The organism is Nostoc sp., assembly GCF_036917675.1.
Classification (GTDB): domain Bacteria; phylum Cyanobacteriota; class Cyanobacteriia; order Cyanobacteriales; family Nostocaceae; genus Nostoc.
Genome location: NZ_JBALCT010000023.1, coordinates 1 through 19,652, shown reverse-complemented (window position 1 = coordinate 19,652; position 19,652 = coordinate 1). Strand labels below are relative to the sequence as shown.

General features: G+C 43.2%; 21 protein-coding genes and 1 tRNA gene. 10 read left to right on the top strand and 12 right to left on the bottom strand.

Annotated features, from left to right (window positions below; genetic code table 11):
* Window positions 1–22: 22 nt before the first annotated feature.
* From V7K31_RS08740 to V7K31_RS08725, 4 genes are all read right to left on the bottom strand, one after another.
* On the bottom strand, window positions 23–220 hold the full coding sequence (locus tag V7K31_RS08740) for a hypothetical protein (RefSeq protein WP_335093819.1): 198 nt from the start codon (window positions 218–220) through the stop codon (window positions 23–25).
* A gap of 209 nt (window positions 221–429) precedes the next feature.
* Complete coding sequence (locus V7K31_RS08735) at window positions 430–2,184, bottom strand: DUF3352 domain-containing protein (protein WP_335093818.1); 1,755 nt, start codon at window positions 2,182–2,184, stop codon at window positions 430–432.
* 641 nt (window positions 2,185–2,825) lie between these two features.
* Window positions 2,826–3,455 (bottom strand): chorismate lyase, encoded by a 630-nt coding sequence (locus V7K31_RS08730; RefSeq protein WP_335093817.1) that lies wholly within the window; start codon window positions 3,453–3,455, stop codon window positions 2,826–2,828.
* Window positions 3,456–3,618: 163 nt separating this feature from the next.
* A tRNA-Leu gene (locus V7K31_RS08725) sits at window positions 3,619–3,699 on the bottom strand.
* A gap of 397 nt (window positions 3,700–4,096) precedes the next feature.
* On the opposite strand from V7K31_RS08725, the gene accC reads away from it, so the two are divergent.
* On the top strand, window positions 4,097–5,440 hold the full coding sequence (accC, locus tag V7K31_RS08720; protein ID WP_335093816.1) for an acetyl-CoA carboxylase biotin carboxylase subunit: 1,344 nt from the start codon (window positions 4,097–4,099) through the stop codon (window positions 5,438–5,440).
* Window positions 5,441–5,563: 123 nt separating this feature from the next.
* Here the strand turns inward: accC and V7K31_RS08715 are convergent, their stop codons facing one another.
* Window positions 5,564–5,857, bottom strand: a complete 294-nt coding sequence (locus V7K31_RS08715) for a YggT family protein (protein WP_335093815.1) — start codon at window positions 5,855–5,857, stop codon at window positions 5,564–5,566.
* Window positions 5,858–6,096: 239 nt separating this feature from the next.
* Between V7K31_RS08715 and psbX the strand changes: the two genes are divergently transcribed.
* The 3 genes from psbX to V7K31_RS08700 all read left to right on the top strand — a co-directional run bounded on the left by psbX (window position 6,097) and on the right by V7K31_RS08700 (window position 7,987).
* Complete coding sequence (gene psbX / locus V7K31_RS08710; protein WP_292763886.1) at window positions 6,097–6,216, top strand: photosystem II reaction center X protein; 120 nt, start codon at window positions 6,097–6,099, stop codon at window positions 6,214–6,216.
* A 245-nt stretch (window positions 6,217–6,461) separates the two neighbouring features.
* A complete protein-coding gene (locus tag V7K31_RS08705) occupies window positions 6,462–7,379 on the top strand; it encodes a Ycf66 family protein (RefSeq protein ID WP_335093814.1) in 918 nt (305 codons plus the stop codon).
* 47 nt (window positions 7,380–7,426) lie between these two features.
* Window positions 7,427–7,987: a TolB family protein gene (locus V7K31_RS08700; protein WP_335093813.1), complete on the top strand. Its 561-nt coding sequence runs from the start codon at window positions 7,427–7,429 to the stop codon at window positions 7,985–7,987.
* Window positions 7,988–8,136: 149 nt separating this feature from the next.
* Here V7K31_RS08700 and V7K31_RS08695 read toward each other — a convergent pair whose 3' ends face one another.
* Together V7K31_RS08695 and V7K31_RS08690 are read right to left on the bottom strand one after the other, a co-directional pair.
* A complete protein-coding gene (locus V7K31_RS08695; RefSeq protein WP_335093812.1) occupies window positions 8,137–8,325 on the bottom strand; it encodes a DUF6887 family protein in 189 nt (62 codons plus the stop codon).
* Window positions 8,322–8,486 (bottom strand): DUF6888 family protein, encoded by a 165-nt coding sequence (locus V7K31_RS08690; protein ID WP_373528612.1) that lies wholly within the window; start codon window positions 8,484–8,486, stop codon window positions 8,322–8,324. The genes V7K31_RS08695 and V7K31_RS08690 overlap by 4 nt, the downstream gene beginning before the upstream one ends.
* Window positions 8,487–8,604: 118 nt before the next feature.
* On the opposite strand from V7K31_RS08690, the gene V7K31_RS08685 reads away from it, so the two are divergent.
* A complete protein-coding gene (locus V7K31_RS08685) occupies window positions 8,605–8,913 on the top strand; it encodes a site-specific integrase (RefSeq protein ID WP_335093811.1) in 309 nt (102 codons plus the stop codon).
* A gap of 64 nt (window positions 8,914–8,977) precedes the next feature.
* Entirely contained in the window at window positions 8,978–9,502 is a 525-nt protein-coding gene (locus tag V7K31_RS08680) for a TolB family protein (protein ID WP_335093810.1), read from the top strand.
* Window positions 9,503–9,754: 252 nt separating this feature from the next.
* On the opposite strand, the gene V7K31_RS08675 is transcribed toward V7K31_RS08680, so the two are convergent.
* On the bottom strand, window positions 9,755–10,759 hold the full coding sequence (locus tag V7K31_RS08675; RefSeq protein ID WP_335093837.1) for a succinate dehydrogenase/fumarate reductase iron-sulfur subunit: 1,005 nt from the start codon (window positions 10,757–10,759) through the stop codon (window positions 9,755–9,757).
* A 1,471-nt stretch (window positions 10,760–12,230) separates the two neighbouring features.
* Here V7K31_RS08675 and V7K31_RS08670 point away from each other — a divergent pair.
* The 3 genes from V7K31_RS08670 (at window position 12,231) to V7K31_RS08660 (ending at window position 14,463) form a co-directional block, all read left to right on the top strand.
* A complete protein-coding gene (locus V7K31_RS08670; RefSeq protein ID WP_335093809.1) occupies window positions 12,231–12,668 on the top strand; it encodes an AbrB family transcriptional regulator in 438 nt (145 codons plus the stop codon).
* 185 nt (window positions 12,669–12,853) lie between these two features.
* Complete coding sequence (locus tag V7K31_RS08665; protein ID WP_335093808.1) at window positions 12,854–13,723, top strand: CPBP family intramembrane glutamic endopeptidase; 870 nt, start codon at window positions 12,854–12,856, stop codon at window positions 13,721–13,723.
* A gap of 119 nt (window positions 13,724–13,842) precedes the next feature.
* The gene (locus V7K31_RS08660) at window positions 13,843–14,463 is read left to right on the top strand and encodes a hypothetical protein (RefSeq protein ID WP_335093807.1); all 621 of its coding nucleotides are present in this window, start codon (window positions 13,843–13,845) and stop codon (window positions 14,461–14,463) included.
* A 331-nt stretch (window positions 14,464–14,794) separates the two neighbouring features.
* Here V7K31_RS08660 and V7K31_RS08655 read toward each other — a convergent pair whose 3' ends face one another.
* The 4 genes from V7K31_RS08655 to V7K31_RS08640 form a co-directional block, all read right to left on the bottom strand.
* On the bottom strand, window positions 14,795–15,916 hold the full coding sequence (locus V7K31_RS08655; RefSeq protein ID WP_335093836.1) for a geranylgeranyl reductase family protein: 1,122 nt from the start codon (window positions 15,914–15,916) through the stop codon (window positions 14,795–14,797).
* A gap of 361 nt (window positions 15,917–16,277) precedes the next feature.
* Window positions 16,278–16,826, bottom strand: a complete 549-nt coding sequence (frr, locus tag V7K31_RS08650) for a ribosome recycling factor (RefSeq protein WP_335093806.1) — start codon at window positions 16,824–16,826, stop codon at window positions 16,278–16,280.
* Window positions 16,813–17,541 (bottom strand): UMP kinase, encoded by a 729-nt coding sequence (gene pyrH / locus V7K31_RS08645; protein ID WP_335093804.1) that lies wholly within the window; start codon window positions 17,539–17,541, stop codon window positions 16,813–16,815. Before pyrH ends, frr begins: the two co-directional genes overlap by 14 nt.
* A gap of 71 nt (window positions 17,542–17,612) precedes the next feature.
* Window positions 17,613–18,167 (bottom strand): thioredoxin family protein, encoded by a 555-nt coding sequence (locus V7K31_RS08640; RefSeq protein ID WP_335093803.1) that lies wholly within the window; start codon window positions 18,165–18,167, stop codon window positions 17,613–17,615.
* A 448-nt stretch (window positions 18,168–18,615) separates the two neighbouring features.
* On the opposite strand from V7K31_RS08640, the gene V7K31_RS08635 reads away from it, so the two are divergent.
* The gene (locus V7K31_RS08635) at window positions 18,616–19,515 is read left to right on the top strand and encodes an alpha/beta fold hydrolase (protein WP_335093802.1); all 900 of its coding nucleotides are present in this window, start codon (window positions 18,616–18,618) and stop codon (window positions 19,513–19,515) included.
* Window positions 19,516–19,652: the final 137 nt, after the last annotated feature.

The following is a 19,652-nucleotide window of genomic DNA, read 5'->3' as shown; positions in this document are numbered from 1 at the left end:
TGACTGTTCTGATCCTATATGGTTACAGGGTCATGAAGCAGGGGAAATGGGAAATAGGAAATGGGGCATTGGGCATTGGGCATTGGGCATTGGGCATGGGGCATGGGGCATGGGGCATGGGGCATGGGGCATGGGGCATGGGGCATGGGGCATGGGGCATGGGGCATGGGGCATGGGGCATGGGGCATGGGTTATTCTCATTATCCCCTTGTCCTTTCATCTCCCCACTCCCCTATCTAACCTACGGTGTACACACAACTTATCCCATTACCCAAAATCCTCTAAAACCTCAAAGAGTCCTATCTTTAATCCCTCTCCTTAGTAAGGAGAGGGACAGGTTTTACTACGTAAAACCAGGGTGAGGTATCTCAGGGGCTATGAGACTTAACCGGAAATTGCGTCACCAAATACTTGTGTGTACACCGTAGCCTATTTAACAGAGTTGCCCTTATTGCTTTCTGGACTAGGTAAGGCAGCCGAGTTCGTAACTTTTTTTAGTCCGATAAAAATGTCGTAGATGTTACTGCGACTGTCGCTGACAGCCGATGTTATCCCAATTGAGTGCGTTGCATCTAGCAAAGTTTGTTGATTGGGAATTAGAGTTGGTAAAGGGAAATTTTTAACCGTTCGTTCCACATCCAGGAAAAATTGACCATTTGTCGGATTTGGTTCTGTAGGAACTGTTTGTTGGAAGGGGATCGTGCTAGCTAGTGTGTTATTGGGTTTGGGAACAATTTTATCAGTGATGGGAGCGCCCACTACTAGAAAAGCGATATCTCCATCTAACCAGCCGTGGGTGGCCGTTAATGTACCATAAGGTGAAACCCAGTTAACAACGGGTTGATCTGCGACTTTTGCCGGTTGGACTTGGAACTGATATTGATTTCTCATCACATCATCGAGCTGTTTTAAGGATGTTTCAGCTGATTGGCGATTACTTGCCTCTACCATGAACACTAAACCCGCACGAAAATCATCTGGTGAACCTTGTTTTGGAGTAGTGGGAATCACTGATAGAGAAAATTCGCCTTTCATCCAACTGAGCAAATCCTTATCTAAATCGAGATTGGTAAGAGATTTTATTCCACCTCTGAGCTGTTCTGGTGCGATCGGCGAGAGGGGATTTCCCTGAGATGTTAAAACGTAATCTCCCCACAACCTCTGTAAATTACCCCCAGATAACATCATTAAGGTTTCTGCTGGTAGGCGGCTTTGCATTTCCCCAGCTTTATTTTCCACCGCCAGCACACGTTGACTATTAGGATTTAGCCAAGAAACGCCCTTGAAGCGAATTCCTTCTGCCTCTAAAGTCATTGTCCCCGCTAAACCTTGGTTATTTTGCAGTTGAGCCAAAACTTGAGCAGGTAAAGGGCGGTTTGGAGAAGCTGCGGCTATTTCGGCTGCTGTTGGCACATTTACGTAAAACTGGGCAAAGGGTTGGTAATTGCCAATTTTCTGAAAATTCTCAGCAAAGCCCCCAGTTGTGGCTAGGGATGTTTTATTTTTGTAGGCATCGATCGCTCGTTCTGTGGCTTTGAGACTATCAGTTATGACTAAAAAACGCCCATCTAGTAATGCTGCGGAAAAGTTTTCTCCTGCTTGTCCCTGATTTTGTTTGATGGCAATCCCTTGATAAGTCCGGTCAATCCATTTGCCTTGTTTAAGGGTTTTGGGTTGTGCCAAAATGCCTTTAGCGATTTCTGGGTTTTTCACTGGCAATACCATTACCATCGACTGCTGATCACTGCCAGCATCTCCATTGGTGGTAACTGGTTTGGGTGCAGGTTTACTCGCTGTGTCTGGGGCAAGAAATGCGATCGTGATGTCATCGCCTACCCAAGGAGCGATATCTTTCTGGAAGTCGTAACCATTATTAGTCAGAAAGCGATCGCGCAATTCTACTAAATTTTTATCCAGTTCTGTTTGGGTTTCTCTTGTCCCAAACTGCCGCAATTCCTGCCACTGCTGGGCATCTGTTGTCAGAGAAACCGCAAATAGGGCATCACCAGGAATAATATTTGCACCTACGAGCAAATCGCTAGAAGATAGTTGTCTCGCGCTTAACAACCAGTATGCTATACTTCCGGCACCAATCAATAACCCAGCAGCCGAGAGCGTCAGCACCAGAGACGGTTTCTTATTTTTATTTTTCTTCATCGGAACAGACACAAGAGGCGGTGCCATTGAAACCTATACCTCATACTTGCAAACTCATTACTTGTTTGATTGGTTAAGTTAACCAAAAAGTTTCCCGTTATTTAGGGCAGTTAACTGCATAAATGTCTCCATCCTAGACATTGATGATATTTCCGTAATCAACTTCCCTACTGTTTCAAAAGCGGTGTTTTCGTGGTTAGTTACCTTTTTTAACACGCTTTGTTGAATTTTGCTGGACACCTCGTTTAGACGGTTGCCTCTGCGGAAATTCTTCAAGAGTTAAATCCGTCATTTCAAGCACTTTGAGGATATAACTAACTTGGGCATTGCTGCAAGTCATCAGCAACTCAGACTGCCTTCTATTTATATAACTTCCATCTGTGGTATTGACTTTATCTAACCTAGTTCAATTCAGTGTCCGGGATTTCGTATGGATTACCAATATTACAAATCAGATATGTTGCTGAATTCTGATTTTTCGGAATTTGTATCATTTTGATGCAAAACAGTTGTTATTTTTGCTGAGGAGGAACTGGTAATTTTTGATTAAAAATTAATTTAATTTTTAATTGGAGCGTACTTTTTCAAACAAGCACGCTATATGCAGCGTCTCGTAGATAAGCGGTACTAGGCTAGTGCTAAAAACACGTTTGAATTTTTCAATGGTATTACCCCTCAGCATTAATAGCACTCATCTGCATAGATCCCAAATATTTAGTTAAATAAGGCGAAAAAACTTCATAAATTAAGGTTAGTGGCTGTCCATGATGCCAAAACAAGTAGTGGCGACCCCAAAAAGGCCCAGTTACATCAAAACCTGACTGTAGCGCCAATGAGTCACCGTAGTAAATTCCTCGAACATCGCGATACAACTCTGTGCGAAGACGAGCTAAACTCGCCCAAATTGGTAATGAACGATTTTGCAAATACTCATCTACATGACTGGCTTCCCACCACGAAGTAGCATAGGCTAATCGCTGGCCAGAAGCAGTACGCAGCCAGACTTGTCGCCGTAGTCGCGGACCTGGGACAGCTTGGATTAACTCAGGAGCTTCATCCAAGTCCATGCCAATTAATGACATATCAATCACATCTACTTCTACAGGCTCACCTGTAAGCAATTCTAGGTGACGTGTTGGAGAGCCGTCACCCAAAAGCATTAGCTGCCAAGCAGGTGCTAGCTGAGTGTGAGGTAAACTTTGTTGAATTATTTCCTCCCCTCCTTGCCAAATCGGAGTGAGGCGATGCCAAGCTGCTGGCAGTGTTAAGTTATTTGTCGGCGTAAAAGTAATAGTCAATGCTTTTTACAAAACTTCACCTATCTCTATAAAAGCATAAAAAACTAGTATTTCAGGAAGCATTGTTGCCTTGAGGGAGTATTAGAGCTAGGTTCAGATTTAAGGGTCAATAGTCTGAGGTTTTGACCCTTGACTATTGACCCTATGACTAGACAAGCAAAAATGCGGATGGCGAGACTCGAACTCGCAAGGCAAAGCCACACGCACCTCAAGCGTGCGCGTATACCAATTCCGCCACATCCGCATGGTTTGTCTAAAGATAGACTATAGCATAAGAAAATAATTATAGTAAGGTGATATCTAAATTCAGCTGCTCAAAAATATAAATTTTCTTAAGGTGGTATCAGACTGACAGAAATCTAGCAGCTACACAAGTGATATTAAAAAGGGTAGAGCGACTGTGTTCGGCTTTTGCGATCGCATCCTGCCACCGCAAAAGCCGAATTTGGTAAGCTAGCCAAGACTTACAGCAGCAATCTTGTTAGTGTAGTAAGACTGTAGAGGCAGCAACCTGCAACCTTGCGTTTTCTTAGAATCAGGGTGGCGAATCTCCTGTGATAATTTTAAATAGTGCGAAAGCGTCGTTTCAAGTTGGATCAGAGAAAATGTCAATCTACTGGTAATGATATCGAAACTAAAAAATGAAGTTTGACAAAATATTAATTGCCAATCGGGGAGAAATCGCGCTTCGCATTCTCCGCGCCTGTGAAGAAATGGGGATTGCGACAGTTGCGGTTCACTCCACCGTTGACCGTAATGCTCTCCATGTCCAACTTGCTGATGAAGCGGTTTGCATTGGCGAACCTGCTAGCAGTAAAAGTTATTTGAATATTCCCAATATTATTGCTGCCGCGCTGACGCGCAATGCGACTGCGATTCATCCAGGCTATGGCTTTTTAGCAGAAAATGCTCGGTTTGCGGAAATCTGTGCCGACCATCATATTGCTTTTATCGGTCCAACTCCAGAAGCTATGAGGCGGATGGGGGATAAATCCACTGCCAAAGAAACCATGCAAAAAGCTGGAGTCCCGACGGTACCAGGTAGTGAGGGGTTGGTAGAATCCGAGGAAGAAGGATTAAGATTTGCTAAGGATATCGGCTATCCAGTGATGATCAAAGCCACAGCCGGTGGCGGTGGACGGGGTATGCGCCTAGTTCGTTCTGAAGATGAATTTGTGAAACTTTTCCTGGCAGCCCAAGGGGAAGCAGGAGCAGCTTTTGGTAATTCTGGCGTTTACATCGAAAAATTTATTGAACGTCCCCGCCACATCGAATTTCAAATTTTGGCGGATAACTACGGTAATGTTATCCACTTGGGCGAACGGGATTGCTCTATTCAGCGCCGAAATCAAAAGCTACTGGAAGAAGCACCAAGTCCGGCTCTCGACCAAGACTTACGTGAGAAAATGGGACAAGCTGCTGTCAAAGCTGCCCAATTCATTAATTACACTGGGGCGGGTACTATCGAGTTTCTCTTGGATAGATCGGGTAAATTCTATTTTATGGAAATGAACACCCGGATTCAAGTAGAACATCCTGTAACAGAGATGATTACTGGGATAGACTTGGTTGCCGAACAAATTCGGATTGCCCAAGGGGAAAGACTTAAGCTTACCCAAGATCAAGTAGTCTTGCGGGGTCATGCGATCGAATGTCGGATCAACGCTGAAGACCCCGATCACGACTTTCGCCCTTCTCCTGGACGCATTAGCGGCTATCTTCCCCCTGGAGGTCCTGGTGTTCGGATTGATTCCCACGTTTACACAGATTACCAAATCCCGCCCTACTACGATTCATTGATCGGCAAGTTAATTGTTTGGGCGCCAGACCGACCCACTGCTATTAACCGCATGAAACGCGCACTACGGGAATGTGCCATCACTGGACTACCCACCACCATCGGGTTTCATCAAAAAATTATGGAAAATCCACAGTTTTTGCAGGGTAATGTCTATACAAATTTTGTGCAGGAAATGAACGGTTAGAGCAGTGGGAAGTGGGGGAGCAAGAATTTTAGATTTTAGATTTGGGATTTTAGATTGAAATTTAATCCAAAATTTAAAATCCAAAATCCAAAATTGAATTGCCCCATCCCCCATGCCCCATCCCTAATTAACACGAGATAGCATAGTCAGCAATCCTTGCTGACCTAGCAGGATTTCTCGCAGCAGGCTGAAGATACCAACCCAAATAATAGGTGTAATGTCTACTCCGCCTATAGGTTGCACCACCTTTCGCAAAGGTATTAAAAATGGCTCAGTAGGCCAAGCTATGAAATTAAAGGGCAAACGATTCAGATCCACTTGCGGATACCAAGTGAGAATGATCCGAAATATAAATAAAAATGTCATCAGCCCTAACACAGGTCCCAGAATCCAAACAGTCAGGTCAACACCAGTCATCGGTTTCAGCTACTATCTATCTGTAAATCAAGAAAAAACTTAGGCGATCGCCACAAAATTTTAAGCTTTGTAAAGCACTCTCATTATAATTTTATTTCAATCCCTAAACACGCTGACGCGGTTAACTCAACAACTAGTGAAAGCAGTTACCAAGTTTTGTAGTTCAGACTTAGAGGCTTCTCAAGAAAGTAATACACTATTAAAATTAGGATGAAGTGTGTAAAAAAAGGTTGAGAAGTATGACGCCTTCTTTAGCAAATTTTCTTTGGAGTTTGGCTTGGGGTAGTGCAATTGTTGTGATACCCGTTACAGTTGGTCTAATTTTCATTAGCCAGAAAGATAAAATTCAGCGTTCATAATGCTTATGAGAGTTGAATTTACTCTCATAACCGATTGTCTGTCAGGTATTTATAATTGCACCAAAAGCAGCAGTGTTTGCCGCTATAAGCAGTTGTAGCTGACAGACATAGGTTTTTTTACTTTTCGGTGAATAGCTTCAGAGCTTCTTTGCCAGAGGCTTTGAAGCTTCAATATTTCGTGACAAATTAGAGTAGTGATTTTAATTGTGACTCGCTAACATAGATTTGATATTGGGAAAACAGCAATGATAAATTTTGGGCTGAACTCAGCCAGTTTTCTGGCTCAGGTAAATTTTGGGGCAAACTCAGCCAGTATTCTAGGAATTTTCCTGGCTGTGGCTGGGGCAGCACTGTATTTTCTCCGCACTGTGCGTCCAGAATTGTCACGGGATCAAGATATCTTTTTTGCGGCAGTTGGCTTGCTCTGCGGCTTCATTCTCGTCTTTCAAGGATGGCGGCTAGACCCAATTCTACAATTTGGTCAACTGCTTTTAGTCGGCACAACGGTGTTTTTTGCAGTTGAAAGTATTCGCCTGCGGAGTATAGCTACCCAGCAAGCAAAGCGCAACACTCCGATTGTGGACGAAGACCGACCGGTTAGCGATCGCTATGAGTACAATAATCGCAAAAAGTATCAAGCTGAAATGGATGCAGACTTAGATCCATTGCCTTATGAAGACGAGGAAGAACGCCCCGTGCGTGCCCGGATTCGGGGTAGCAGGGATGAGATTTCAACTCGTGATGACTACTACGAGGAGCAATCCCCCCGTCGTTCAGAACGCCGCAACAGCAGCAGTAGTGAAAAACAGGCTCCATCTGATAAAACACGTCGGCGGACTTCTGGGCGTCCGGTGAATCGGCCTTCTGAAAGGTCTGAAGAAGAAAATTGGGGTTCTTCATCTAGACAAGTTGATGATTGGGAAAGTTCGGGTGGGGAAGTCAGAAAACCTTCTCGCCGCAGTAATAACGAGTCTCAGCAACCAGAAAGTCGTGAAGATGATGTTGCTCCCAGACCGAGAAGGCGTCGTCCGCCTACTGACTCAACTCCGAGAAGAACGCGCGAAGATGATGAGGCGATCCCAACTGATTATGTGCCATACAACCCGGTTGAAAAGCCAAATGAGAGGCCAAATAATTCAACCGATTTTGATGACGATGTTTAAAACAGTTGGCGTGGAAGTAGATTTAGAGGCGACGGAAAACAGTTGAGGTGGAAAAACTTACGCCGACATTTTGGCTCCAAAGACCAATTCATTGGAGCCTTGTTTTTGGTTTAACAAGTTTGCTTGTATCTTGTGGTTCTAGCGATATTCCCATAGGGACTACTTCCCTCAACAGTCGCTACACCGAGGAGCAACCAGCTTTGAGTGGAAATGGGCGCTTTTTAGCGTTTGTATCTAATCGGAATGGTAATCAGCAGCTACTAGTCTACGATTTAGAAAGGCAACTTTTTATTGGCACACCGGGGATAAACCGACAGGAAACAATTGCCGAAAGTCCTAGTTTGAGCTACACAGGGCGTTACATTTCTTATCTTACTAGCGACCAAGGTAGGCCAGTGGTGGCACTTTACGATCGCGCTACGCAACAGTCACAAATCGTCACACCAACCTATCGCGGCTGGGTGAGAAAACCAAATATCAGCCCAGATGGACGTTATATTGTCTTTGAAACTGCTACCCGTGGTCAGTGGGATATCGAAGTCCTAGACCGGGGGCCCAATATTGAGTTAGATATTCCGAATGGTGCAACTGTAGGTTCACCTCCGTAGGGGAAAAAGTTAGGAGTTAGGAGAGACGCATCCAAACAAACAGCGATCGCACTCAACCACCTAAAACAAAACCCCACAGCTAGAGACGCGCTACGGGGTGATAATTGGGAGTGTGGGGGAATGATTGGGTGTGATGGGGTTAGGGCGGGTTAGGGTGTTGACTCTGCTTGCATTCTTTTCTTAAATTCAATTAGGGCTTGTTCCTCTGTACTAACTACAACGCGGTTAGGTTTTGCCCTCATAATTGTTAAATAATGTTGAAAAGCCTCTTCATCATCTGGATGTGTCTTTACATAAGTTCTCAGTTCGGCTTCGCTTAATTGTTGATAGTTACTCATTGAATTAATTCCTCGCCGTTACTTAAAATTTCTACTTGAATTGTTTCGCCTATTAACACTACGATTCTTTGAGAGCGTGTATCGTAGCGAGTTAATTCAATTGTTCTTAATAGATTGCTTGCTCGTACACATACGCGGTAGAAGGTTTCTAGCTGTTCTATTGTAGGATGCTGTGGTTTGATTCAAACCTCCTGATAATTTTTATTTTTGTACTACCACCTCTAGTTTCACCTAAAGGTCAAACAGTTATGCAAATCATGTGTCAAAACATTATAGGCTGTGGATCACGGGGTCTACAGTCTGCCAATGAAAATAAATCGGCATGGACGCGCCAAGGTTCTTACTCAGCAAGAGATACAGCTAATCTTCAGTGATGGCTTAGACAATGACCGCGATGCCTGCGGCAGGCTACGCCTACGCACCTTGTTTGCCGTATGCCTATTTAGCGTCTGTAGAATCCGCGAATGCAGTACCCTGCTAACTCAAGATATTTACACCCAAAAAGGTATTGTCAGACCCCGGTTAATTATCAGAAAATCAAACACCAAGGGGAAACTTGCAACTAGATCAATCCCAGTGATTGATTAATCGCGTCTGTACCTTATGAGTTAGGAGTTAGGAGTTGTGAGACTATTGACTAATGACTAATTATATGAAACGTATTTTTTTTATACCTGTATTTTTCTGCTTAAGTTTATTGACTGGGTGTTTTGGCTACCCTCGCCTTTTAAGTTATCCCTTTGATCCGGGGGGGCGGAGTCTCAATAGTTTAGCGTCGGAATTAAATCCCCAAATCTCTGGGAGATACATTGTTTTTATTACTGACCGACGCGGTAGCCAAGATGTTTATATGTTTGATACGGTGACTCGTGATTTGGTTGATTTGCCGGGTTTAAACTCCTTTGATGCGATCGCAACTCATCCTAGCGTTTCACAAGATGGTCATTATATTGTATTTGGTGCTAGCCGTCAGGGACGATCGGCTATTTTTCTCTACGACCGGGAAACACGTCAATCACGGAATTTGACTAATAACCTACAGGCGGAAGTCCGCAACCCGACAATTAGCGCTGATGGGAGTAGGATTGCTTTTGAGTCTAGTAACAACGGGCAGTGGGATGTTTTAGTATATGACCGGAATGGACAGCCTTTGAATATACCTCAAGAACCGCGTTGAAATAGAGTTAGGAGTTAGGAGTTAGGAGTTATGAGTTAAAATTTCTAACTTCTAACTCTTGTACAGACGCCAATACGGTTCAGTTAAGGTTAAAACTCTTTGTCAAAGCCAATTTTTTTAACGAACCGCAGAGGCGCAGAGAAGCCAGTGCGTTGGGCGGGTTCCCCGACTTATAGCAACTGGCGCGACACAGAGAGAAGGAAAAAATCCTTAACTGAACTGTATTGGTACAGACGCGATTAATCGCGTCTCCTAACTTTTATTTTCTACTTGTTGCACAGATTCAATGAGCGATCGCACTTGTTCTGTCCCTTCTGAAGGTTCAAATGACAGGGGAAATTTACCCCGGAGGATCATTCGCAAACCGAGGGGTGCAAGACTAAGTAATCCTTTTAAATCCCGAAAGTAGTTACCGACTACTTGTAAACCAAATTGACGTTCATCAATCCAACCACCTTCTTTAACTAAATCTACCAATACTTTTCGGTGACGAAGTGAGCGACTATCGCTAGCTTGTTTCTGGGTGAGAATTTCTTGTTTAATTTTGGTGATTTGTTCTAATGGTGCAACTTCCATTGGACAAACTGAATCGCAGTATAAACAACGGGTACAGCCCCATACGCCTTTAGTACCTTCGTTGGAGCTTTCTAAGCGATTTTCGGTGTCGCGATCGCGAGAATCTGCTATCATCCGGTAAGCTTTGGCAAGGGCATGGGGACCTACAAAGTCTGGATTAACTTCACGAGCATTACATTCCGAGTAACAAGCACCGCACATAATACAGTTGCCAGTTTGATCGAGACGCGATCGCTCTTCTGGTGTTTGCAAAAACTCTCTTTCTGGTACAAGTCGTGCTGCCGTACTCACATAAGGAGCAACTGCCTCTAGATTATTCCAGAAACTGCTCATATCTACAACCAAATCTTTAATCACGGGCATATTGCCGAGAGGAGCGATCGTGATTTCGCCAATCGCATTTACTTTACTTGGGGATGATGGTATTTGTTGTAATCTGGCAAGTTCACTACCAACATTTTCCTTACAAGCTAAAGCCGAACGCCCATTAATTCGCATAGCACAGCTACCACAAATGGTATTGCGGCAGTTTTTGCGAAAGGCCAAGGTTCCATCTTGCTCCCACTTAATCTGATTGAGGCAATCCAGGATGGTATTACCTGGCTCTGCCTCTACAAGGTAGGTTTGCACAACAGGGGAGGAATTTTGTTGCTGTCGAATCACCTTAAAAATAACTTCCATGACCACTAGCCAAAATTTTAAAATTGCTTCACCAGCCTCAACAATCATCAGTCAAGGCAGGTAGTTGTGAAAAGTGAGCTATACTTTTTTTGCCCTTAATTCAAACCCTGGTGTTAATAGGCTGACGAGGAAAGAGCGACTGATTCTAACTTAAGGATAACCATTAAAATTTTACTTGTAGTAGCGCTCTAGGCAAGATTTATGTCAAATTCTGAGTGAAAATGCCAAAAATTTAATCGCAGCTTTGCAGTGAATTTCGCTGTTTAGGAATGTAAAGGAAACGGGGTTTGCTCAAAAAGGCACTTAGGTTTATCTTTGGCCTAGCGATCGTATCCAAATTAAATGCATATCAGGTTAGCGACACGTCTTGATGTCAACTGGAGTCAAGCAGTCCTGGCTAGGAAATTCCGCCTTCGCTACTGCTTGACGGAATTTTTGGATTATATAGAAGTGTAAAAGCACATATTCAATATATAGTAGTGGCAATCAAGCGGTAGGCAGATGTTAAGATATTTATTCTTCCCATAGACATACGTACAAAATCCTCTGAGCGCTTTTGAGCTTATAAGTAATAAACCGAGGACAAATCTTCATCACTTTCAAATAAAAGTTCTTGCACCGGGAATCCATGATGCGCCAGACTTTTAGATTTTTGCTTCCTCTCAATCAAGAAAATCTTGGATTTAACTCATTGGTCAAAACTGCTCATCTATATTAGATAAGTTTTTATAAAAGCCATCTGGCAACACTCACGCTTACAATCAAGGGTTAGGAAAATCGTCACTGCTTTTTCCAAGCTTTAAGTCCAGGAATTTAAATAAAAATTTACTAGCAACTTTAATTCAAAATTAAACAATTATTTTGCTATTATTAGTCCATGCTAGTATTTAATATAAAATTACTAAGTCACAAAACCAGAATCAATAGCCGTATCAGCGCGGCTACTACTGCTTTGTTGATTCGTAATGTAGAGACAAGAAAATTCGCGTCTCTACTGGCAGGACAAAAGGGCATAAGCCCATAGGACTCTATTGAAATACTATGCTGTCCTAAGCTTGAGAGTAGGAGTAGAGAAAACTCTACTTTCTCATTGGTCAGAAGGGCAAGCACTCAAAGTGAAAAACCTGCAATTTATTGGTTCTACGACTTATTTGTAGTAGAACCAACCCAATTTGTTAAGGTGGCTGAAGTTACACCGCTACAGTAGCGCCAAAAGAGAAAACAATTTCATTTCTAATGGCGAATAATGGTTAAAAGTGCCGTAAAATCAGCAAAATTAATGTCTGTGGCAACTATGACCTCTAATTTGTTGTGGACAACCATATATAGAAGTGCTTTTGGCTCCTATCAGCAGGAATTCACTGGTTACACTAGAGTCCTAAGTAGCTCTATGCAAATGCTAAAAAGTCAAATGCCAGCATAAGACTACATCGTTTATCAGTTTGGAGAGAGTAAGGAAAATTTGAGCATAATGACTGAAACTGCAACCGCGCCATTAACCGGAAAATCACTACTTGCTAAAGTAAAAGAACTTTCCACTTTACCGCGCCGAGAAAGAGCTAAACAGTGCGGCTATTACACTGTTACTAAGAATAACCAGGTTCGTGTCAATCTCACCGATTTTTATGACGCTTTGCTATCGGCTAGAGGAATTCCTCTAAGTCCAGAAGCACCTAAAGATGGTCGTGGTCGTGAACCGACATATCGGGTTAGTGTCCATCAAAATGGTCAGATTGTGATTGGTGCCACATATACCAAGGCAATGGGCTTAAAACCTGGAGATGAGTTTGAAATTAGGTTGGGATACAAGCATATTCACTTGATTCAACTCGGTGAAACCGATAAAAAACTAACCTCACAAGATGTAGACTCTGACGAATCAGACGAAGATTTGGAAGACGAAGAGTAAATTTGCTGATGGTAGGGATAAGTTTCAGGTGATGATAACTTGTCCTTACCCCGACAGTAAACTAGTAGCTCTATTTAGAAAATTTTGTCTCAGGTAAAAAATACGATTAGACCCCTTGCAGGAGTCACCAAATTTAGTAGAGTCTTGATTAATCAGCAAGAAATCTATAGTGCAAGAAGTCTATCGTGTTTTTTTTGTTTATTTTGATAACTTTCTTTGAGCCTTCGGTCAACGTCCTACTGGCATTTCTAGAAAATGCACCACCACTAGTTATAGTGATGGCATTTTTTATTTGCTGGATAGTTTGCTGGTTGCCAATAGCAGCAGTAGTAGCAATATTGCTCAATTGGCAACCCACTAAACCTTTGCAGCCAGAGCAAAAGATGCCGTTATTGGCGTCACTCTATCTATTAGCTCCCCTGATTCTATGGGGAGTTAATTGGCTGACCAATAAATCTTTTTCGGATTACGGCTTTGTTGGGAATCTTTCAACTCTTAGTTCTTTAGTACTAGGTTTCGGTTTGGGAGTGGTGAGCCTAGCTATTGTATTTAGTGGGCAATTTTGGTTAGGTTGGTGTTCTTTTGAAAAGAGGAATTTCAAGTTACTACTACCCATCTTGCTACCGATTTTCTTGATAGCGTTATTAGTCGGTGGGATAGAAGAGTTAGTTTTTCGCGGTTTCCTGTTCACTGAATTAGCGCAGGATTATCCACTTTGGGTAGCAGCAGCAATTTCTAGCTTGATTTTTGCCTTGCTACACTTGGTTTGGGAGCAACGCGAAACTGCACCCCAACTCCCTGGATTGTGGCTGATGGGAATGGTGCTAGTGTTGGCACGCTTTGCTGCAAGCGGTAATTTGGGTTTAGCTTGGGGACTCCACGCGGGATGGGTATGGGCGATCGCTACCCTAGATACAGCAGAAGTAATTATTTACACAGGTAAAGTCTCTGACTGGTTCACAGGTAAGAACAAAAAACCCCTAGCTGGTTTGGCGGGAATTATTTGTGTATTGGGAAGTGGAGTGATTATCTGGCTTTTCTCTAGGTATTTTTAACTTGGCACCAAGGTGCAATATTTGAGAGGCGAGTCTGCTAACCAAGCTTGCCTTTCAAATAATATCTTGCAAAGACGGGCAAGCCATGCACAATTAAGATAGAACTGGAGCAGAAGTCTATGGCATACAGTGATTTTAGTCTCCTTAAAGTCAGAGATGCATTTAGCTTAACTTTGGAAGAGACACGTAATCTATTTCTGACTGTAGGCGGGGTGCAGCCTTCTGACTTGCTAAAGCGGTTGCTGGATGAGAACCTAACTTTAGCGACTGCCATTAACAGCGAAAAAGCTCGTTCTGAGTTTTTAATCGCTCCTATTCTGTCTGAGGTTAGGCGACAGTTAAATTATCAGATCAGCTTATTTTCAGGTACAGAGTTCAATATTGATCCTGCGAAAGGACTCTCAGGTTTTTGTGACTTTATCCTCAGTGCATCTCGTGAACAGTATTTTATCAGCGCTCCAGTAGTCACTGTTATAGAGGCCAAAAATGAGAATATCATCGCCGGATTGGGGCAATGTGCAGCCACAATGATTGCTGCTCAGATATTCAATCAAAGAGCAGGAAATGATATTAAAGTCATATATGGAGTTGTGACAAGTGGTACCGCTTGGAAATTCTTAACTTTAGAACAGAATACTGTTTGCATTGACTCGATAGAATATCACGTTAATGCAGTCGATAAGATTCTGGGAATTATATTGCAGACCTTTGAGAGTTCCTTGTCAAAAACCCTAGTTTAGAGAAATGGTAAGTAGATAGGCATAAATAAAGTGAAAATAGGGCGGGCAAGACGCCATTGGTATCAAGTTAAGCCCAAACCCCTTTAAAATCTCGTTTCCAGCCAGAGGCTGGAAATGCGAGTCATTGCGGCTCTGCCGCAAGTCTTGAGGCAGAGCCTCACATTAGGCATTCCCAGTCGGAGACTGGGAACGAGACAACGAGACAATCTAAAAGCTGGTTTTAGGCAGGTTTTCACGTTAAGTTGACACTAATGGCGAGACGTCCACCCCACAAGAGATAATTAATTTTTGGGCGGTGGGTGTCGTCTCTTAGAGATTTATTACCTAATCCTTAACTGCCAAAACCAGGGATTAAACGCTTCAAGGCGCGATCGGCAACGTCGCCATAGCGGAGTTCTCCGCACAGAATCTTACCCATGATTTTGGCACCGGAGGGGCGCTTAACACCAACTTTGTAGCCAATGCCTGGAAAACGATAAAATGCTCCCCCTAATTTTTTCGCCCAAGCCATCTCAGTACCCCATTCTTCATTAATGGCTTCGCTATATTTTTCTAAAGCGTTAGTGTCACCAGAAAGAGCCTCATTAATGGCTCCTGCTGCAATCAAACCGCTAAAAATGGCCGGACGAATGCCTTCTGCTGTCATTGGATCAACTACACAAGCAGCTTCCCCAGCTAAAACTGCATTTTGAGTATGTAACTTTTGGTTGCCATCCCACAAGCAAAGGGGATAACCATACTGCTTGCTAGTTTTAATATCTACATTAAATGATCGCGCATACTCATCTAAAATCTTCTTAAAATCTTGAGGTTCGCCGCCGATAAACGTACCGACACCAATGGAATAACCATCAGCTTTTGGGAAGTTCCAAATGTAGCCATTTTTCACCAAGCCAAACTCGAAATGAATTGTGGATTTGTCCTTGACAGTTGCCAGAACTTCTGCTTCCAAGGCTCCCGCTAAACGGCGTTTACGTTCTTTGAAGCCTAACCATTTTGCCATTGACCCTTTGGCACCATCAGCCGCGATTAAGTAGCGACCTGTAACTGAGCCATTAGCTGTGTTAACTTGCCAATAATCACTTTTAAACTCAATACCCGTTACTTCCGTATTATCTCGTAGTTCAGCCCCTTGCTTCTGTCCTTGCTGTACTAGGAAATGGTCAAAAATATCTCGTCGCACCATCCAGACTGGTTCTTTTGTGGCAATTTTCGCTTCCACGGGGTCGCCCAATTTCCAGGTAAAGCGAACGGAGTCGGCTTTCACCGAAATCACTGGGCTAAAATCAAAGTCAAACCATTGAGCGATCGCTGGAGATACACCACCGCCACAAGGTTTATATCTTGGTAGAGATTCTTTTTCCAACACTAATATTGAGCGACCTTGCTTGGCTAAATGATATGCAGCTGTTCCACCAGCTGGCCCAGCGCCGACGATGATGCAGTCGTACATATGGCTGAATTTTTGCTCCTCAATTAGTTTATTTTCTATTGAGTAGGGGCAATTCATGAATTGCCCCTACTTTAATGATTCACGCTCACTTACTTCTCTCGTTCCCAGTCTCAGACTGGGAATGCCCGTCGTTGAGGCTCCACCTCGCTTACTGGCGGCAGAGCCACAATGAGCAGCATTTCCACCAAGAAGGCTGGAAACGAGGTTTGAAAAGGGTTTTACCTGAAGTTGACACGTATGTTCATGAATTGCCCCTACTTTAATTATTCACTTGATCAATTTTTATTAGATACTTAAGAAATGATAAAGGCTGAAGAATTTATCGATCATCCTTCAGCCTTTATGCTTCCGACTTTAGACCTTAAACAGTCGAGATGTCTTTTTCTTTTTCTGCCAACAGTGAATCTATTTTGGCGGTGTACTCGTTTGTCAGTTTTTGCAAGCTATCTTGTAGGTCTTTTGATTCATCTTTGGAGATTTCAGAGGCTTTCTCCTGTTTACGAATGGCATCTATGGCATCGCGGCGGATGTTGCGAATAGCAACACGACCTTCTTCAGCATACTTAGATGCCATTTTGACGAATTCTTTACGGCGATCGCTTGTCAGGGGCGGAATATTCAGCCGAATCACGGAACCGTCATTGCTGGGAGTTAAACCGACATCTGAGAGGGAAATCGCTTTTTCGACTATATTTAAACTGCTGCGATCGTAGGGTTGAATTAAGATCGTCGTCGCATCTGGCGTGCTAATGTTTGTCAGTGATTTCAAGGATGTGGGCGAACCGTAATAATCCACCAATACCTTATCTAATAAACTCGCATTGGCGCGACCAGTGCGAATCGTGTTAAAAGCTCGTTGAGTTGACTCAACGGTTTTTTGCATCGTACTCTCAGCTTCAGCTAATTTCACAAGAACCTCCCACAAGGGTACCGATGGATTCTCCCATGACTGCTCGGTGGATGTTACCTCGCACCGTTAGGTCAAATACTAGAATTGGGATATTATTTTCTTTACACAAGGCGATCGCAGTACTATCCATCACCCGCAAATCTTTGGCTAAAACGTGTGCGTAGGTGAGGCTATTGTAACGCTTCGCATCAGGATAAATATGAGGATCAGCATCATATACTCCGTCTACTTTAGTGGCTTTAAAAATCACTTCCGCATCAATTTCTGCGGCTCTTAATGCCGCAGTAGTATCTGTAGTAAAGAAGGGATTTCCAGAACCAGCACCAAAAATTACCACCCGTCCTTTTTCAAGATGACGGATGGCGCGACGACGGATATACGGTTCTGCTAATTCTTGCATAGCGATCGCAGTTTGTACCCGCGTCTGTACCCCTATATGTTCCAGCGAATCTTGCAGCGTCATGGCATTCATTACCGTGGCAATCATCCCTATGTAGTCGGCGGTTGCCCTGTCCATCCCTGCCGACGCTGCTTTGACACCACGGAAAATATTGCCCCCGCCAACAACTATGGCGATTTGAACTCCAGTGGCGATCACCTCTGCTAATTCTTGTGCTATTCCTTTGACCACTTCTGGATCAATGCCATAGCCCATGTTGCCCATTAAGGCTTCACCACTCAGTTTGAGTAAAACCCGTCGGTAATTCGTTCCCATGAAGTTACGCTTTATCAAAAAAGTTGCAATTGCCTCCAATTTAAGATAGCAGTTAGAGGGACAATCTATGTCTAGTTACGCCAAATCAATGTAGTACCTATTGCTTCTGTTTGTGGTATATCTATTTTTTGACCAAGAAGCAGAGAAGCGATCGCAGTTCTCAAATAATCCTCTCCCACTGCTGACGCATCTTGGGGATGCTCGTCAATTTTTCCTTTGTAGCGGACTATACCATTAGCATCTATGAGAAAGGCCGTTGGTGTTTTTGTCGCGCCAAAACTGCGGGTTACATCTTGCGTAGAGTCCCACAGATAAGGGAAATTCAAGTCGTGACCCTTGGCAAAAGCTTTCATATTTTCCAAGCTTGATTTAGCGTCGCGATCGCCATTACTACCATTCACGCCAATTAGTGTGAAGCCTTCTGGTGAAAATTCGGCTTGAATGTTTTTTAACCTGCCTAGATACCAGTCTACATAAGGACAGTGGTTACACATGGAAATGACACCCACTGCTCGGAACTTCTCAAGATAACGCCTGAGATGGTGTACTTGATCATCAATTCCTGGTATTTCAAAATCTGGTGCGTAACTCCCAACAGGAGTATCAATTGTTTCTACTAGATTCATGTTTTCTGGCTCGCAGAACTAAGATCAAGAAAAATATTGTTAAATTCAGCGTCAGTTTCCAGTTGCAAACCACCCCTTAGCCGATGCCTCATATTCGACAATTTTATAGACTTGTATTGGCTGTCGTAAATTGTGAAACTACTGAATCTAGCACTGATGCTAATTCGCTCACATCTAAAAATAGCAAAAATATTACTCACATTACAAAAGTTATGATTCCTAATACTGACATAATCGAAGTTATGAGTAAATTACCTCTTTGAATAAGATGAAAACTCTCTATACTTGATAAAACTATCAGCCTAGAAGCTTTCGTGGTGTTTGTCTAAGCTATCACTACAGCAAAGGATTTACTTTGAAAATCTGATAAATTTTATTCAAATTCCAAAGAATTTTACTTGCGTCTTGCTGCTAAAAGGCTTTTACCCTTGTTTTGATCAAATTTCCTATGACAACCTCAAGTTCCAAAACAGCACTTAACTCTACAAAAACCTGGATTTGGCAAGATTTCCCGATCTGCTATCAAACCCAAGGAACCACTGGGCCAGCTGTTGTCCTGGTGCATGGATTTGGTGCTTCTTGGTGGCATTGGCGGAAGAATATTCCCGTACTTGCACAAAATTGCCGGGTTTATGCGATCGATTTGATTGGTTTTGGCGCTTCCGCAAAACCTCAACCTGGTGAAAAAATTGCTTACACACTAGAAACCTGGGGACAGCAAGTGGCAGATTTTTGCCGCGAAGTTGTGGGTGAGCCAGCTTTTTTAGTTGGAAATTCTATAGGCTGTATTGTAGCCATGCAAGCAGCAGTAAACAACCCAGATATTGCCTTGGGAGTTGCTTTGCTAAACTGTTCTTTACGGCTGTTGCACGATCGCAAACGGGTAACTTTACCTTGGAGTCGTCGTTTCGGAGCGCCTTTACTGCAACGCCTGTTAGCTATTAAACCAGTTGGTGATTTCTTTTTCAATCAACTCGCCAAACCGAAAACAGTGCGGAAGATTCTGCTACAAGCTTATGCGAATGCTGAGATGGTGACAGATGAGTTGGTAGATATTCTCACTTCACCAGCAAGCGATCCGGGGGCTGGTGCTGTGTTCCTTGCCTTTACTTCTTATTCTACAGGGCCACTACCAGAAGACCTTTTGCCACTGTTACAGTGTCCTGCGATTATTTTGTGGGGAACGGCTGATCCGTGGGAACCAATTAAATTAGGGAGAGAATTAGCTAACTTTCCGCAAGTAGAAAAGTTTATTCCTTTAGAAGGAGTGGGGCATTGTCCGCAAGATGAAGCACCGGAGTTAGTCAATCCGATTTTACTCGATTGGATTTTGGAGCGATCGCGGTAATAAACTCGGCTCAATTTTCATGTAATGGGTGGTATTGAATATAATGAACTACCCCGCCCATCTAAGAAGATGGACGAGGTTTCTGACGCTTCATCTCAGACAGTTGCTTAAACCCACCGCAATGGGTAGAAGTAGAG

Bases quoted from the DNA above. Each gene is read 5' to 3' on its own strand.
- V7K31_RS08740 (WP_335093819.1), bottom strand. From the start codon at position 220: ATGAAAGGACAAGGGGATAATGAGAATAACCCATGCCCCATGCCCCAT.
- V7K31_RS08735 (WP_335093818.1), bottom strand. From the start codon at position 2,184: ATGGCACCGCCTCTTGTGTCTGTTCCGATGAAGAAAAATAAAAATAAG.
- V7K31_RS08655 (WP_335093836.1), bottom strand. From the start codon at position 15,916: ATGTACGACTGCATCATCGTCGGCGCTGGGCCAGCTGGTGGAACAGCT.
- pyrH (WP_335093804.1), bottom strand. From the start codon at position 17,541: ATGGGAACGAATTACCGACGGGTTTTACTCAAACTGAGTGGTGAAGCC.
- V7K31_RS08635 (WP_335093802.1), top strand. From the start codon at position 18,616: ATGACAACCTCAAGTTCCAAAACAGCACTTAACTCTACAAAAACCTGG.
- V7K31_RS08695 (WP_335093812.1), bottom strand. From the start codon at position 8,325: ATGAGTAACTATCAACAATTAAGCGAAGCCGAACTGAGAACTTATGTA.
- V7K31_RS08705 (WP_335093814.1), top strand. From the start codon at position 6,462: ATGATAAATTTTGGGCTGAACTCAGCCAGTTTTCTGGCTCAGGTAAAT.
- accC (WP_335093816.1), top strand. From the start codon at position 4,097: ATGAAGTTTGACAAAATATTAATTGCCAATCGGGGAGAAATCGCGCTT.
- V7K31_RS08660 (WP_335093807.1), top strand. From the start codon at position 13,843: ATGGCATACAGTGATTTTAGTCTCCTTAAAGTCAGAGATGCATTTAGC.
- psbX (WP_292763886.1), top strand. From the start codon at position 6,097: ATGACGCCTTCTTTAGCAAATTTTCTTTGGAGTTTGGCTTGGGGTAGT.
- V7K31_RS08715 (WP_335093815.1), bottom strand. From the start codon at position 5,857: ATGACTGGTGTTGACCTGACTGTTTGGATTCTGGGACCTGTGTTAGGG.
- V7K31_RS08670 (WP_335093809.1), top strand. From the start codon at position 12,231: ATGACTGAAACTGCAACCGCGCCATTAACCGGAAAATCACTACTTGCT.
- V7K31_RS08675 (WP_335093837.1), bottom strand. From the start codon at position 10,759: ATGGAAGTTATTTTTAAGGTGATTCGACAGCAACAAAATTCCTCCCCT.
- V7K31_RS08680 (WP_335093810.1), top strand. From the start codon at position 8,978: ATGAAACGTATTTTTTTTATACCTGTATTTTTCTGCTTAAGTTTATTG.
- V7K31_RS08640 (WP_335093803.1), bottom strand. From the start codon at position 18,167: ATGAATCTAGTAGAAACAATTGATACTCCTGTTGGGAGTTACGCACCA.